The organism is Hamadaea sp., assembly GCF_013362815.1.
Lineage (GTDB): Bacteria > Actinomycetota > Actinomycetes > Mycobacteriales > Micromonosporaceae > Hamadaea.
The window spans coordinates 35,520-50,139 of record NZ_JABFVK010000054.1; the positions used below are offsets into that span (position 1 = coordinate 35,520).

Annotated in this window: 16 protein-coding genes; 7 read left to right on the forward strand and 9 right to left on the reverse strand. The window is 68.6% G+C overall.

All coding sequences use genetic code 11. The features are described 5' to 3' along the window. The first annotated feature begins 101 nt into the window (after positions 1-101). The 3 genes from HOV77_RS24520 to HOV77_RS24530 are packed head-to-tail and all read left to right on the forward strand — an operon-like array spanning position 102 to position 3,155. Positions 102-1,310: a nucleotide sugar dehydrogenase gene (locus tag HOV77_RS24520; RefSeq protein WP_290865503.1), complete on the forward strand. Its 1,209-nt coding sequence runs from the start codon at positions 102-104 to the stop codon at positions 1,308-1,310. Beyond that, positions 1,310-2,122, forward strand: a complete 813-nt coding sequence (locus tag HOV77_RS24525; protein ID WP_290865505.1) for a glycosyltransferase family 2 protein — start codon at positions 1,310-1,312, stop codon at positions 2,120-2,122. The genes HOV77_RS24520 and HOV77_RS24525 overlap by 1 nt, the downstream gene beginning before the upstream one ends. 10 nt (positions 2,123-2,132) lie before the next feature. Beyond that, positions 2,133-3,155 (forward strand): NAD-dependent epimerase/dehydratase family protein, encoded by a 1,023-nt coding sequence (locus tag HOV77_RS24530; protein ID WP_290865507.1) that lies wholly within the window; start codon positions 2,133-2,135, stop codon positions 3,153-3,155. A gap of 92 nt (positions 3,156-3,247) precedes the next feature. On the opposite strand, the gene HOV77_RS24535 is transcribed toward HOV77_RS24530, so the two are convergent. The 3 genes from HOV77_RS24535 to HOV77_RS24545 form a co-directional block, all read right to left on the reverse strand. Continuing rightward, positions 3,248-4,156 carry a hypothetical protein gene (locus HOV77_RS24535; protein ID WP_290865509.1) on the reverse strand — a complete coding sequence of 303 codons (909 nt, stop codon included), beginning with the start codon at positions 4,154-4,156 and terminating at the stop codon, positions 3,248-3,250. A gap of 119 nt (positions 4,157-4,275) precedes the next feature. Then, a complete protein-coding gene (gene greA / locus HOV77_RS24540) occupies positions 4,276-4,767 on the reverse strand; it encodes a transcription elongation factor GreA (RefSeq protein ID WP_290865511.1) in 492 nt (163 codons plus the stop codon). Positions 4,768-4,827: 60 nt separating this feature from the next. Then, complete coding sequence (locus HOV77_RS24545; RefSeq protein ID WP_290865513.1) at positions 4,828-5,259, reverse strand: DUF4307 domain-containing protein; 432 nt, start codon at positions 5,257-5,259, stop codon at positions 4,828-4,830. Positions 5,260-5,427: 168 nt separating this feature from the next. Here HOV77_RS24545 and mca point away from each other — a divergent pair, with 168 nt between their 5' ends. From mca to HOV77_RS24560, 3 genes are all read left to right on the forward strand, one after another. After that, positions 5,428-6,297 (forward strand): mycothiol conjugate amidase Mca, encoded by an 870-nt coding sequence (gene mca, locus HOV77_RS24550; RefSeq protein WP_290865558.1) that lies wholly within the window; start codon positions 5,428-5,430, stop codon positions 6,295-6,297. Then, a complete protein-coding gene (locus HOV77_RS24555) occupies positions 6,297-6,566 on the forward strand; it encodes a hypothetical protein (protein WP_290865515.1) in 270 nt (89 codons plus the stop codon). The genes mca and HOV77_RS24555 overlap by 1 nt, the downstream gene beginning before the upstream one ends. 122 nt (positions 6,567-6,688) lie before the next feature. Beyond that, positions 6,689-9,229, forward strand: a complete 2,541-nt coding sequence (locus tag HOV77_RS24560; protein ID WP_290865517.1) for a bifunctional diguanylate cyclase/phosphodiesterase — start codon at positions 6,689-6,691, stop codon at positions 9,227-9,229. Here HOV77_RS24560 and HOV77_RS24565 read toward each other — a convergent pair. Next, complete coding sequence (locus HOV77_RS24565; RefSeq protein ID WP_290865518.1) at positions 9,210-10,040, reverse strand: isocitrate lyase/phosphoenolpyruvate mutase family protein; 831 nt, start codon at positions 10,038-10,040, stop codon at positions 9,210-9,212. The genes HOV77_RS24560 and HOV77_RS24565 overlap by 20 nt on opposite strands. Continuing rightward, the gene (locus tag HOV77_RS24570; protein WP_290865520.1) at positions 10,025-10,465 is read right to left on the reverse strand and encodes a carboxymuconolactone decarboxylase family protein; all 441 of its coding nucleotides are present in this window, start codon (positions 10,463-10,465) and stop codon (positions 10,025-10,027) included. Before HOV77_RS24570 ends, HOV77_RS24565 begins: the two co-directional genes overlap by 16 nt. A 47-nt stretch (positions 10,466-10,512) precedes the next feature. On the opposite strand from HOV77_RS24570, the gene HOV77_RS24575 reads away from it, so the two are divergent. Beyond that, positions 10,513-11,880 (forward strand): PLP-dependent aminotransferase family protein, encoded by a 1,368-nt coding sequence (locus tag HOV77_RS24575; RefSeq protein ID WP_290865522.1) that lies wholly within the window; start codon positions 10,513-10,515, stop codon positions 11,878-11,880. Between the two features lie 85 nt (positions 11,881-11,965). Here HOV77_RS24575 and HOV77_RS24580 read toward each other — a convergent pair whose 3' ends face one another. The 4 genes from HOV77_RS24580 to HOV77_RS24595 all read right to left on the reverse strand — a co-directional run bounded on the left by HOV77_RS24580 (position 11,966) and on the right by HOV77_RS24595 (position 14,619). Then, positions 11,966-12,544, reverse strand: a complete 579-nt coding sequence (locus HOV77_RS24580; RefSeq protein WP_290865524.1) for a TIGR03086 family metal-binding protein — start codon at positions 12,542-12,544, stop codon at positions 11,966-11,968. Between the two features lie 144 nt (positions 12,545-12,688). Then, complete coding sequence (locus HOV77_RS24585; RefSeq protein ID WP_290865526.1) at positions 12,689-12,919, reverse strand: helix-turn-helix transcriptional regulator; 231 nt, start codon at positions 12,917-12,919, stop codon at positions 12,689-12,691. Then, a complete protein-coding gene (locus HOV77_RS24590) occupies positions 12,913-13,341 on the reverse strand; it encodes a hypothetical protein (protein WP_290865528.1) in 429 nt (142 codons plus the stop codon). The genes HOV77_RS24585 and HOV77_RS24590 overlap by 7 nt, the downstream gene beginning before the upstream one ends. A gap of 51 nt (positions 13,342-13,392) precedes the next feature. After that, complete coding sequence (locus tag HOV77_RS24595) at positions 13,393-14,619, reverse strand: DUF6596 domain-containing protein (RefSeq protein WP_290865530.1); 1,227 nt, start codon at positions 14,617-14,619, stop codon at positions 13,393-13,395. Position 14,620: the final 1 nt, after the last annotated feature.

The following is a 14,620-nucleotide window of genomic DNA, read 5'->3' on the forward strand; positions in this document are numbered from 1 at the left end:
CGGGCGTGGCGAAACCGGCCGTGCATGGTAGCGTCCGGCGACGTCGCATCTGCCTCTCTCAGGCTTCACCCCCTCTCATGCTTCGAAGAAAGGACCGGATCGTGACGGACGCGAACGGCGACCACTTCCCCCGTGACGTCGTGATCGTGGGCGGATGCGGCCGAGTCGGACTGCCGCTCGGCGTGGCATTCGCGGCACGTGGGCTCAAGGTCACGCTCTACGACATCAACCAGGCAGCGGTCGATGTCGTCAACTCGGGGCGACTGCCGTTCACCGAGGAGGGCGCGGGAGACCCGCTCGCCGAGGCGGTGGCGACCGGTCTGCTGACCGCGACCACGAACCCCGCGAGCGTCGGTTCGGCCCAGAATGTTGTCGTCATCGTCGGTACGCCGGTGGACGAGCACCTGAACCCGGATCTCGCGGCGGTGCCCCGAGCCATCGAGCGTTGTGTGGAGTTCCTCCGGGACGGCCAGTTGCTCGTCCTGCGGTCGACCGTGCACCCCGGCGTGACTGCGCTGACCGAGAAACTGCTGGTCAAGAGCGGCCTCAAGGTCGACGTGGCGTTCTGCCCGGAGCGCATCGCCGAGGGCAAGGCGATGACTGAGCTGTTCGAACTGCCGCAGATCGTCGCGGCGCGGTCCGACGCCTCGCTCGCCCGGGCCGAGAAGCTGTTCCGCAATCTGACCGACCAGATCGTGCTGCTCGAGCCGGAAGAAGCCGAGCTCGCGAAGCTGTTCACCAACACCTGGCGGTACATCAAGTTCGCGGCGGCCAACCAGTTCTGGATGATGGCCAACGACATGGGTCTGGACTTCGAGCGGATCCGGCACGCGATCCGCTTCGACTACCCCCGTGCCGCGGACATGCCCGGCCCCGGCTTCGCCGCCGGCCCGTGCCTGTTCAAGGACACCATGCAGCTTGCCGCGTTCAACCGGAACAACTTCATCCTCGGCCACTCCGCGATGCTCATCAACGAGGGCCTGCCGCTGTACCTCGTGTCGAAGATCGAGGAGAAGTACGACCTCTCGGCGATGACGGTCGGCATCCTGGGGATGGCGTTCAAGGGCGGCAGCGACGACCCGCGCGAGAGCCTGGCTTACAAGCTGCGCAAGATCCTCATGACCAAGGCGGCGGAGACGCTCTGCAGCGATCCGTATGTTGCCGACGACCGCTTCGTCTCCCAGGATGAGGTGATGCGCCGAGCCGACCTGCTGATCATCGCCGCGCCGCACCCCGAATACCGGGAGCTGAAGAGCGACAAGCCGATCGCGGACATGTGGAACATCGTCGGCGACGGGGTCTTGATCTGATGGATCTCGCTGTCTCGATCGTCATCCCCGTCTACAACGAGGGTGACAACATCGTCAAATGTCTTGAGCGCATCCTCCGCGAGGTCACCCTGGACTGCGAGGTGCTCGTCGTTCACGACACGCCGGACGACACGACGGTTCCGTACGCGGAGAAGGCCGCCGCCCGGGATTCCCGCGTACGCCCGGTGCTGAACACCTTCGGTCGCGGTCCCGCCGCCGCCATCCGGTTCGGGATCCTCGCCGCCGCCGCGCCGGTCGTCGTGGTGACGATGGCCGACGGCTCCGACGACCCCCGTCAGATCGACGACCTCGCCCGATTGGTCGACCGGGGTGTCGTGGTCGCCGCCGCGTCCCGTTACATGCCGGGCGGCCAGCAGGTAGGCGGTCCCTTCCTCAAGCGGACGTTGTCCCGGCTGGCCGGGCGTCTGCTGCGTACCTTCGCCCGAGTCGGCACGCGGGATGCGACGAACAGCTTCAAGGCGTACTCGACGGAGTTCGTCCGAGCCGTAGGCATCGACAGCCGGGCGGGCTTCGAGATCGGGCTGGAGCTGACGGCCAAGGCGAACCGGCTTCACCAGCCGGTCGCCGAGATCCCGACCATCTGGCTCGATCGTGCCTTCGGCGTCACCAACTTCCAGTTGTCGAAATGGCTGCCGGCCTACCTGCGATGGTTCTGGTTCGCCTTCGGCGGCCGGATGACTCCGCAGCGGCTGACCGACTGGCGCCGCAAGCGCGGATATCTCACCGAATCGACAGCTCAGGTCGAGAGCACGACATCGTCGGTCGCAGTGCCCGCCGACGCGATCAGGTAGGAGTAAGGGTTTGAAGGTCTTGGTGACCGGATCGGCCGGATTCATCGGTGGCTACGTCGTGGAGGAGTTGCTCCGCCGCGGTCACGACGTCGTCGGTCTGGACAACTATTCGAAGTACGGCCCGGTGTCGCGCAGTTATGACGATCACCCTCGATACACGTTCGTCGAAGGCGACGCGCGCGACGTCGAGCTGATGACCCGGCTGCTGGCCGACTGCGACCATCTCATCGCAGGTGCGGCGATGATCGGGGGCATCTCCTACTTCCACGCGTACGCCTACGACCTGCTCGCTACGAACGAGCGGATCATGGCGTCGTCGTGCGACGCGGCGATCCGTGCTCATCGTGAAGGCCGGCTGCAGAAGGTCACGTACATGTCGTCCTCGATGGTCTTCGAGTCGACCACGACGTGGCCGTCGGCGGAGGGCGACGAGCGGAAGATTCCGCCACCCCTGTCCTCGTACGGCTTCCAGAAGCTCGCTGTGGAGTACTACGCTCGCGCGGCCTGGGAGCAGTATCAGCTGCCATACACCATCGTCCGGCCGTTCAACTGCGTCGGCGTGGGTGAAGGCCGGGCCATCGGCGACGTGGAAGTGCTCTCCGGCAACGTGAAGCTGGCGATGTCGCACGTCGTGCCCGACCTCGTCCAGAAGGTCATCAAGGGCCAGGACCCGCTGCACATCCTGGGCGACGGCAGCCAGGTCCGGCACTACACGTACGGCGGCGACCTCGCCCGCGGCATCGTGACGGCGATGGAGCACCCGGCGGCGCTGAACGACGACTTCAATCTCTCGACTGCGGAGTCCACGTCGGTCCGGGAACTGGCCGAGGTCATCTGGCGCAAGATCAAGGGCGCAGATGTGCCGCTCGCGCTCATCAGCGACGACCCCTACGAGTACGACGTGCAAAAGCGCGTACCGGATGTGGCCAAGGCTCGCGACGTGCTCGGCTTCGAGGCGACCACCGGCCTTGAGGAGATGCTGGACGAGGTCATCCCGTGGGTCGTGGAGGCAGTCCGGGACGGGCGTCTCTAGCCGTACCGCAAAGATCCGTACACGTGAAGGGCGCCGGGAGAACTCCCGGCGCCCTTCACGGTTGGTCTTCCTTCAGCTGACGCCGAAGGGTTTCACCACTTGCGCGGGGTCTTCGCCCGCAGGTCGGCCCGAGCAGCACGAGCGTCCTGCGCGGAACGAGCGCCCTGGACGGAACCGGTGGGGGTGACGTCCCAGTAATCGCTGACCGCGAAGCCGAAGACGTCGAGGATCACGTGCGTGGTGACATTGGCGAAGATCGCCAGGCCAGTCGTGCGGATTGCGCCGGCGACGTTGGCCGACCCGGTGGCGCCGAAGAACGAGTTCGAGACGTTCTGGTTGGCCGCGAAGCCCAGGTTCGCCGTCGCCGGCCGGGTCTCGCCCAGCGGGTAGGCCGTCATGAAGCCGGCCGCGGTCGGGGAGATCGCGGCCAAGGTGCCGAAGACACCCCACGCGAAGTACGCGTAATCGCTCAGGTCCACGAACAACGACTGGCCCTTGACGAGGCGGCCCGCCGCGTCCAGCACGCCCGGGTTGAGCACGAGGCCGCGGGTGTTCGCGTAGCGGGTGTCCAGCACACGCTGGGGCACGTCGAGCGGCACGGGCATGGACGACCAGCTGGTGTCGTAGGTCTTACCCACCAGGCCGTGCTTGGTGGTCGTACCCCAGGTGCTGTAGTGGTAGCCGTCGTCGCCGTACGCCAGCGAACCGTCGGGCATGCCGGTCTGGCCGAGTTCGTCCCATTCAACGGACTTGGCGGTCAGCGTCAGAGGCGCGCCGGCACCGCTGTTGGTGAGGTTGAGTGTCGACGTCCCAGCCGAGCTCGAGATGTTCGTGGCCACGGTGCCGGCGGCGTTGTCGCCCTGGATGAGCGCTACGCCGTCGGAGGCGGACGCCGGGCTGGACACGATGGCGGACGCGACACCCGCCGCACCCACGCCGGCCGCGACGGTTCCGGCTCGGCGAAGCAGCTTGCGACGGTTGACAGCGTTGTCTTCGGACATGTAGAGGGATCCTCCCGTGGAAGGCTCGCATGGAACGCGAGCGGCAAGCCAGCCTGCCAGGCGGATCCCTTGATCTTCAATGGCCCGAAGGGATGATTGAGATCATCCCTTGACGACGCTCAGCCCGCGAAGGGCTCGAATTTGACGATCGTCACAGTGATCGTGGCCCCGCTCGGCGCGGTGTAGCTCACGGTCTGGCCGTTCTTGGCGCCCATGATGGCCGCGCCCAGCGCCGACTCGGGGCTGTAGACGGTCAGATCCGTGGTCGCGGCGATCTCCCGCGAGCCGAGCAGGAAGGTCTCGGTGTCGTCAGGGTCGTCGTCGAACTGGATCGTCACGACCATGCCGGGGGAGACCGCGTCGGCCGAGGGCGCGTCGCCGACCCGCGCCGTCCGCAGGAGCTCCTGCAGCTGGCGAATCCGGGCCTCCTGCTTGCCCTGCTCCTCGCGGGCGGCGTGGTAGCCGCCGTTCTCCCGGAGGTCGCCCTCCTCGCGGCGGGCGTTGATCTCCGCCGCGACCGCGGGCCGAGCCGCGATCAGCTCGTCGAGCTCACCCTGCAGCCGGTCGAACGCATCCTGGGAGAGCCAGGTGTTGGTCTCGGTCGATGGCACGGCGGACTCCTTGACTAGATCGGACAGAAGTTCAAACTTAACAGCGTACGCCCACTGTGGTTAACGGCTGGTTTCCGCGTCGCGGGCGTAACAGCGCTCGACTTCTCCGGTCACGGGCCGGCCGGTGGTGGTCAGGTGGTACCGGACGACCGTCCGCCCGGGTTCGGTCCCGGCGGTGACGGCGACCGTCGCCCGGCCGATCTCGGTTCCCGCCTCGTTCCGCGCCCGGACGACGCAGGTGGCCTGGCCGCCTTCGGGCAGCCGGACCACGAACTCGACGTCGACAGCGCCGTCGGCGGTGGTGAACCGCGAGACGCTGGCGCTGTAGTCCTGTTCGCCATATGCCCGATAGAGGCGGAACCCGACAAATGTCATGATCACCAGCAGCACGACGGCCACGGTCGCCTTCACCGGCCGGGGTACGCGGCGCGGCGCTCGCTGCCGCCCGTAGCGGCCGGGCGGGAATACCGGGTGGGTCGTCTCAGCTGTCACAGTGCAGGGTCCTCAGCGCGATCAGGTCACCCGCGGCGAGGCCGGTGACCACGTTGTCGGTGGTCGGAGTCAGAATGGCTGCGAACCATCATCGCACTGGACCGAAAGTCTGGACCGAGGTGCAGTAGATACCCAGGGGGAGATCCGGTGAGTGAGCAGCTTCGCCTGATGGCCGTGCACGCCCATCCCGACGACGAGTCGAGCAAGGGCGCGGCCACTATGGCCCGTTACGTCCGCGAGGGCGTCGACGTGCTGGTGGTGACGTGCACCGGTGGCGAGCGCGGCGACATCCTCAATCCGAAACTGGCCGGCGATCCGGAGATCCTGGCCAACATGACGCAGATCCGGCGGGCCGAGATGGACCGGGCCCGCGAGATCCTCGGCGTACGCCAGGAGTGGCTGGGCTTCGTCGACTCCGGCTGGCTGGAGGACTACCGGCCCGAGCACGCCGACAAGCTGCCCGACGGGTGCTTCGGCCGCGAGGATGTGGCGACCGCCGCCCAGCCGTTGATCAAGCTGATGCGAGAGTTCCGCCCGCATGTCGTGATCACGTACGACGAGGAGGGTGGCTACCCGCACCCGGATCACATCCAGTGCCACCGGGTGAGCGTCGCCGCTTTCGACGCGGCCGGTGACGCCCAGGTCCACCCCGAGCTCGGGGAGGCCTGGCAGCCGCTGAAGCTCTATTACCACGTCAGCTTCACCCGTTCGCAGTTCACCGCGTTGCACGAGGCCTGCCTGGCGGCCGGCATCGACAGCCCGTACGCCGAGCTGCTGGCCGACTGGCCGGCCGACCGGGACAAGGGCGACCGGGTCACGACGCGGGTGGAGTGCGGCGATTACTTCCCGATCCGGGACGACGCGCTGCGGGCGCACGCCACCCAGATCGATCCCGACGGCGGCTGGTTCCGCGCGCCGCTGTCGATTCGTCAGCAGGGCTGGCCGACCGAGGACTACCAGCTCGCTAAGTCGTTGGTGGACAGTCCGACGCCGGAGAGCGACCTGTTCGCCGGCATCCGGAAGGAGGGGCTGGTCTGATGGTGGTCCAATTCTTGGCCGACAACAATTTCGGGGACACCCGTTCGGGCGGTCTGGCCGGGCCGATGGGCCTGCTTCTGATCGTCGTGCTGGGCATCGCGACGGTGCTGCTCATCCGCAACATGAGCAAGCGCATCAAGCGGCTGCCGACCTCGTTCACCGGCGAGCGGCCCGAAGGTCTTCCGGCTCAGGCGATCGAGCACGAGAAGTCTTCCGGCTCGGCTGACGTGGTCGAGCAGGTTAAGCCGCGACAGGACAATTCTCGATGATCCATGCGGTTTTTGGCTGCGGAGACTGTCGCCCGCCTCGATAACGTCGTAGCCTTCCCAGCGGGATTCGCGTCAGTGTGCCAGTCAGCCGGGAACCCACGAAGAGGGGGTGCGGTGTGCTGATGAACAGCGTGGTTCACCGCATCACCGAGGGGCTGCGGTCCGGTCTGGACCGATCGCGGGTGGCACTGCGGCGGGCATACCTCGCCAGTGGCGCGGCTGAACTTCCCCGGCGCGCCCGGACCTTCGTCGCGTTCGCCGTCGGTGCGGCCCTCGTCATCTCGATCGGCGGCGTCCTCTTCTCCCCAGTCGACGACTGGCCGCGGTTCGGGATCGTCGTCGGCCTCGTCGTGGCCAGCCACCTCGGCCGCCTCCGCGTCCGGATCTCCGGGTCCAACTTCGCCACCGCCTGGGGCGACGCCGCCTTCATCGTGGCGGTCTGGATCGGACCGGACGGCTGGCTGCCCGCCGCCATGGGGCTCGGCGTGCTGCTGGCCAACTTGTTGCTGCAGGCCTTCGCCGACGAGTGGAAGCCGTTCGTCGAAACCATCCGCCGCTCGGCCAGCCTCACCATCGCCGCCGGGCCTGCGGCCCTCGTCGCCCACCTGCTTCTGCAAGGCGACGGGTACGACCAGATGGTGACGCCGGACGACGGCTTCGCCCTCGCCGCGACGGCCCTCGGCTACTCACTGCTGACTGTCGTCATCACCTGTGTCTACACCGCACTGCGCGACGGGCACGCCTTCGGGACGTTGATGCGGCGGGCACTGAGCAGCATCTGGATGATGACCCTCGGCAACCTCGCGGTGGGCCTGGGCATCGTCGGTCTGCTCGGGGTGGACCTGCGCTGGCTGATCGCCCTGCCGCCGGTGCTCTGGGCGTTCCAGCAGGCGTACACCCATCGGCTGCTCGACTCGCAGGAACGGCAGGGCTGGAACCGGTACGCCGATGCCATCCGGGCGTTGCGCCGCCACGGTGACATCTCGGGGATCGCCAACGCCGGCGCGCGCAGTGCACTGAGTCTCTTCCGGGCCAACGAAGTCGTCGTCGAACTGCTCAACGCGGACGGCCCCACGATGCGATACACCGCAGGCGGTGGTCCATTGCGCCGCAACTCCGGGGTGATCGCCTCCGTGACCCGGCCGTTGGAGGTCGCGGGCGAACCAGTCGGCACGTTGACCCTGCACTTCGCCGGCACCGTCGGGCTCCGCAGCCGGGACCGTGCGGCCCTTGCGGCGTACGCCGACGCGCTCGGAGTGGCGCTGCACGACGCGGCGACGCACGCCGCGTTGCGGCACGCCACCGAACGAGCGGTCGACGAGGCGGTCCGAGATCCGCTCACCAAACTCTTCAACCGGGAGGCGTTGCTCCGCCGCGGCGACGAGACGCTGCGCGGGCTCGACCGGTCGGCCGTGGTCGCCCTCCTGATGCTGGACGTCGACAACTTCAAGGACGTCAACAACACCCTCGGACACGTCGCGGGCGACCAGTTGCTGCAGATCGCGGCCGGCCGGCTCGGCGATGTCGTCTCCGATGTGGAGCTGCTGGCCCGGCTGGGCGGCGACGAGTTCGGGCTGCTGCTGTTCGACCTCCCCGAAGACGGCACAGAGCAGGCCATGCGCCAGGCCGAACGGCAGGCGCTGCGCCGCGCCCGCCGGCTGGCTGCCGCGCTCGCGGAGCCGACCGAGATCGCCGGCGTCACCGTCTCGGCCGAGACGTCGGTCGGCGTCGTCGTGGCAGCGGCGGGCCGGGTCGACATGCCGGAACTGCTGCGCCGCGCGGATGTCGCGCTCTACCAGGCCAAGGACGGCCAGTCCTCGGTCGTCGCGTACGACCCGTCCCATGACGGGGCGAGCACGGATCGGCTGGCGCTCGTCGCCGAGATGCGTACCGCGCTCAGTCTGGACGATCAGCTGCTCGTGGCGCTGCAACCGGCGATCGACCTGTCGACCGGGGCGGCCACCGGGGTCGAGGCGCTCGCCCGGTGGGAGCATCCGCGCCGCGGTCGCCTGCATCCCAAGGACTTCGTCCGGGCGGTCGAGGCCAGCGAACTGCTCGCCCCGTTCACTCGGTACATTGTGGACAAGGCGTTGACGGCGGCGGCGTTGTGGCGGGCCGAGGGCATCGACGTTCCGGTCTCGGTCAACCTGTCGGCTCGCAACCTGCTCGACGCCGAACTGCCGGCCGACATCGGCGTACTGCTGCACAAGCACCGTATTCCGGCCGCGCGACTCGTCCTCGAGATCACCGAGACGGTCGTCATGAGCGATCTCCGAGTGATCGACGAGGTGCTCAGCGATCTGCGGGAGATGGGCGTACAGCTGTCCGTGGACGACTTCGGCACCGGCTATTCGTCGCTGACGTTCCTCACCCGCATCGCCGTCGACGAGGTCAAGGTGGACCGCAGCTTCGTCCGGGCGATGGGCGACTCACCCCAGGCCGCGGCGATCGTGCGTACCACCGTCGATCTGGGCCGGCAGCTCGGCCTGCGCGTCGTCGCCGAAGGCGTCGAGACGCACGAGCAGCGCCGAGTCCTCGCCGAGCTGGGGTGCACGGCCGCGCAAGGCTTCCACTTCTTCCGGCCCATGCCCAGCGAGGAGATCACCGCCGCGCTGCGCAGCCTGCCCGATCCGCCGACCGGCGCTATCGCCCACGTGGGCTAGCCCCGAGGCGCGCCAGCAGGTCCGCGTGTTCCCTCCGCACAGCAGCGTGTACGCGAGAACCGAAGCTGATCCGGGCCACCCCGCAAGCGGCGAGGTCGCCGATTCCGGGGTTGCCGTCCAGATTGCCGAGGATGTTGACGGGCCCACCGGCCTCGTCGACGAAGGTACGCACCGTCGCCGGGTCGTCGAGCAGGATCGGGTAGACGCAGTCCGCTCCGGCCGCGAAGTATCGGCGAGCCCGGTCGACCGCGTCGGCCAGTGCGTTGTGCGTACCACTTGATCGGAAGAAGGCGTCGATGCGTGCGTTGACCACGAGATCGACCCGCGCGGACCGGGCTGCCTCGCGGACCGCGGCCAGGAAGTCGGCTTGGCGGCCGGGGTCGACGAGCGAGCCGGTCGCCGGATCGGAGTCCTCGAGATTGCAGCCTGCCGCGCCGGTAGCCGCGAGACGTTCGACCAGCTCAGCCGGGGCGAGCCGGAAGCCGCGCTCGAAATCCGCCGTCACCGGTACGCGCACTGCCCGCACGATCCGCGCGATGGCGTCGAGGATCTCACCGACGGGCGCGGTCTCCCCGTCCGCATGGCCGAGCGTCTCGGCGAGGGCGGCGCTGCTGGTCGCGACGGCGGGAAAGCCGGCCGCCTCCACCGCCTGAGCCGACGGCACGTCCCAGACGTTGGGCAGCACGAGCGGATCGCCCGGGCGATGAAGCGCGCGGAGCGTGGTGGCCGCCGTGACCAGGTCGGGCCTGGTGCCGGACCAGTCGCCGGCACCAGGAGCCCAGGAGGACGGGGGAGTCACGACAGCGGCCACGGGTGAGCGGTCGCGCCGAGCCGGTTCCAGGCGTTGATCACGGTGATCGCCCAGATGAGCTCGGCCAGCTCGACCTCGGTGAACTGTTCGGCGGCCCGAGCGAAGACCTCGTCGGTCACCGGGCCCTCGGTCAGCCGCGTCGCCGCCTCGGTCAGTTCGAGCGCGGCACGTTCCCGATCGGTGAAGAACGGGGTGTCGCGCCAGACCGTGATGGCGAACAGGCGGCGCGGGTCCTCGCCGCCTTTGACGGCGTCGGCGCTGTGCTGGTCGACGCAGTATTCGCAGCCGTTGAGCTGCGAGGCGCGCAACCGGACCAGCTCCAGCAGCGGAGCCTCCAGCTGGGTCTTGCGGACGGCGGCGTCGAGCGCGTTCATCGCCTTGTTCATGTGGGGGGCCAGGGTGTCGACTGCAAGACGAATGTTCATGTCGTTGACGGTACGGGCCGATTGGCTCTGCGCTAAGGTCCAATATCATGGCGATTGATTGGGCCAATTTCGGCGTCGACCTGCATCTGGAACTCGCTGCCTCTGCGGGTCGCCGGACGGCGTTGGAGGAGGCGCTCCGCGAGGCGATCCGGTCCGGCCGGCTCGCACCGGAGACCCGGCTGCCCGCGACGCGTACGCTCGCCGCCGAGTTGGGGCTCGCCCGGGGAACGGTGAGCGCCGCATACGACCAGTTGATCGCGGAGGGCTATCTGACGGCCCGCCAGGGTTCCTTCACGACCGTCGCCTCGCTGGCGGCCACCACATCGCCGGTTTCCGTGGAGCCCGCCTCGACCGGTACGCCGCGCTACGACCTGCGGCCGGGCAGCCCGGACGTCTCCACCTTCCCGGTCGCGGCCTGGATTCGGGCGGTACGCCGAGCGCTGTCCCGGGCGCCGTCGGCTGCCTTCGATTACGGCGATCCCCGGGGGAGCCTTGCGCTCCGCACCGTGCTCGCGGAGTACCTGGGCCGCGCGCGCGGCGTACTGGCCAGTCCGGATCGGATCGTGGTGACATCGGGTTACGTCCAGGCGCTGTCCCTGCTCGCCACCGTCTACAAGGGACGCACCTTCGGCCTGGAGGATCCCGGGCTGGACTTCCACCGCGAGGTCGTCCGGGCGGCCGGGACAGCCGTCGTCCCGGTCTCGGTCGACTCCCTCGGTGCGAGGCTGCCGATCCCTGGGGCCGATGCCGTCGTGCTGACCCCGGCACATCAGTACCCGATGGGCGTCACGCTGCACCCCGAGCGACGGCGTACGGCGGTGGAATGGGCGCGATCCGGCGATCGGCTGATCATCGAAGACGACTACGACGGCGAGTTCCGCTACGACCGGCAGCCCGTCGGCGCACTACAGGGCACCGCACCGGATCACGTCGTCTACATCGGAACTGCGGCGAAGACGCTGAGCCCGGCGCTGCGCCTGGCCTGGATGGTGCTTCCGGCATACCTCGTCGAGCCGGTGGTGCGGCTCAAACGGCTGACCGATCTGCATACCGAGATCGTCGGGCAGCTGGCCCTCGCCGACCTGATCAGCGAGCACGCGTACGACCGGCACATCCGCGCCGGGCGGCTGCGGTATCGGCGTCGCCGCGACGAACTCGTCGCCCGGCTTCCGGGGGCCGACCTCGGTGGTATCGCCGCCGGACTGCACGTCGTGCTGAGGCTGCCGGCCGGAGTCACCGAGCGGGAGGTCCTGGCTGCCGCCGCCGCGCGGGGACTTGCGATCGGTGCGCTCGGAACCCATTGGCACTCGCCGGGTGCGCATCCGCAAGGGCTTGTGCTCGGATACGGGACTCCTCGCGACGGGGTCTACTCCGCTGCGCTCGACACCCTCGCCCGGCTGTTGCGCGGGTTCTAACTTTCCCTTGCTTCCTGCAGATCACGGATATGCATGCTTCCCGCGCGCGAGAAGCATGCATATCCGTGATCTGGTGCCTACGAGGTCACGGCTTCCACTGCGGGTCGCGACCAAGGTGCCGCAGCAGCTGGGCGGTGGCGTCGTCGTTCTCCAGGCCCGCTAGGGCATCGGCGTACGCGAAGCCGCGCAGCGGGTCGGCGGTCGCGTGTGCGATCGGCAGTAGAGCCTGCGAAAGCTCCGGCGTCAGGGGCGACGCCTGCCCGGTGGCCACCGCGATGTCCCAGGCGTGGACCGCCGCATCCAAAGCGGCCGCTGCGACGACTTCCTCGGCCGACATCGGCGGGAGCGGAAGCGGCTTGGGCACATCCTGCGTACCGGTCTCCACCGCGGCGAACGCCGCCGCCGAGGCCGCCAGCGCCTGCTCGGTGAAGGTGGCGGGGTCCTCGTCGAGCTGCCCCGACGGTGCGAACGGGTTGTACGCCGGGCCGGTGCCGACCCCCAGAGTTCCGGCGTAGCCGAGCTGGTCACCGGCGGCGTGCTGGAGGACCTGGGTGACCGTCCACTGGTCGCACGGGGTGGGCAGGTCCCAGCCGTCCGGGCCGACCCCGGCGATCGCGGTACGCAGAGCCCGGTGAGCGTCGTCGAGCAGAATCCAGGTGGTCATCAGAGCCTCCGTCGGCGTCCAAGTATCTGTGGAGCGGAACGTTCCATTCCACTATAGCTCCAGCACGACCTTCCCCGCAACCTTCCGCGCCTCCAACGATCGCATCGCCTCTGCGGCGTCACCGAGCACGGACGATCGCCTTCATCACTCCTCCTCGGAGCCGTCGGGGTAGTGGAAGACCGAGTCGAGCGGCATCCCGAAGATCCGCGCGATCTGAAAGGCCATCTCGAGCGACGGCGAATACCGCCCCTGCTCGATGGCGATGACGGTCTGCCGGGTCACGCCGATCCGGTCGGCCAGCTCGGCCTGCGTCATCTCGCCCTGCGCGAACCGCAGCGCGCGAATCGAATTGGTCACCCTGGTCGGTTTCACCATGTCTGGAAGGCCTTGTGGTACGCGATGATCCGGGCCGCGGAGCCGACCGTCGCGGACAGGAAGAACCCCAGATAGATGATGTTGGCGATCCAGAAGTAGTCGGCCTCGATCAGTGCCAGCAGCATCCCGGCGACGCCGCCGAGCACGACGAACGACTGACCGATCCGATCGCCGAGCCGGCCGATCTCGCGATCGCGCTCGTCGACGGTGCTCCGCGTACGCGGTGACAGGATCCCGGCCACGATGGACACCACGATCGTCGAGACGATGGCCGCCCCGATCGTGGTGACCATCAGCCACGCGTACGGGACGTCGGTCAGCCACGAATCGCGTGCGCGGCCCAGGACGACGGCCACATAGATGGCGTACGCGACCGCACTGACGACGCCCATGATCCAGGCGCGTTTCTCTTCGTATGGCATGACATCAATGTAAAGCTATCTTGACACCGTGTCAAGAATTCTTTACATGCGCTATCCCAGTTGGTCGCGGCGGCGCGTCAGGTACGCGACCTCGGCGGAGTTTCCGGCCAGCTCGATGGCCTTGTCGTACGCGGCCCGGGATTCGTCGCTGCGGCCGAGGCGGCGCAGCAGGTCGGCCCGGGCGGCGTGGTACGCGTGGTAGCCGTCCAGTCGGTCGGCCAGCCGATGGGTCTCGGCCAACGCCACTTCGGGCCCGTCGAGCTCGGCGACGGCGACTGCTCGGTTGAGCGCGACGATCGGGGAGGTGTCGAGGCGTACCAGATGGTCGTAAAGGGCGACGATCTGCGACCAGTCGGTGTCGCGCACGTCGCGGGCGGAGGTATGCACGGCGCCGATCGCCGCGAGGACCTGGTAACGCCCGGGGGCCACGCGGGCGGCCAGCCGCTCGCGTACCAGTTGATGTCCTTCCGCGATCAAGGTCTGGTCCCAGGAGCCGCGATCTTGCTCGGCGAGGGTGACCAGTTCGCCGCTCGCCGAGACGCGCGCGGCGCGACGGGCCTCCGTGAGCAGCATGAGCGCCAAGAGGCCGGCCACCTCGCCGTCTTGCGGGAGTAGCGCGCGGATCAGGCGCGTGAGCCGGATCGCCTCGGCGGTCAGGTCGTGGCGCACGGGGTCGGCGCTCGGGCCGGTCGCGAGGTAGCCCTCATTGAACACCAGGAACAAGACGGCGAGCACACCGGAGACGCGGCCGGGAAGGTCCTCTGTAGACGGCACTCGATACGGAATGCCGGCGGCCTTGATCTTGACTTTGGCCCGGGTGATCCGCCGCTCCATGGCGGTCTCCTGCACGAAGAAGGCGCGGGCGATCTCGGCGACGGTCAGGCCGCCGAGCATCCGGAGAGTCAAGGCGACGCGAGCCTCCAAGGCGAGCGCCGGATGACAACAGGTGAAGATCAACCGGAGCCGGTCGTCGTCGATCGCACCGAGAGGCTCGGGCGGACTGTCGTCGTGCAGCATCTGAGCCTCCTTCTGCTTGTCGTCGCGCTTGTTCTCGCGACGAATCCGGTCAATTGCCTTACGGTGGGCGGTCGTCGTCAGCCAAGCGCCCGGGTTCGGCGGTACGCCGTCCACCGGCCACCGCTCCACGGCGGTCGCGTACGCCTCGGCTGCGGCTTCCTCGGCGATGTCGAGATCGCCGAATCGCCGGGCCAGAGCGGCGACCACCCGAGCCCACTCGTCGCGATGGGCTCGGGCGACCGCCTCCCGGACGTTGGTCACG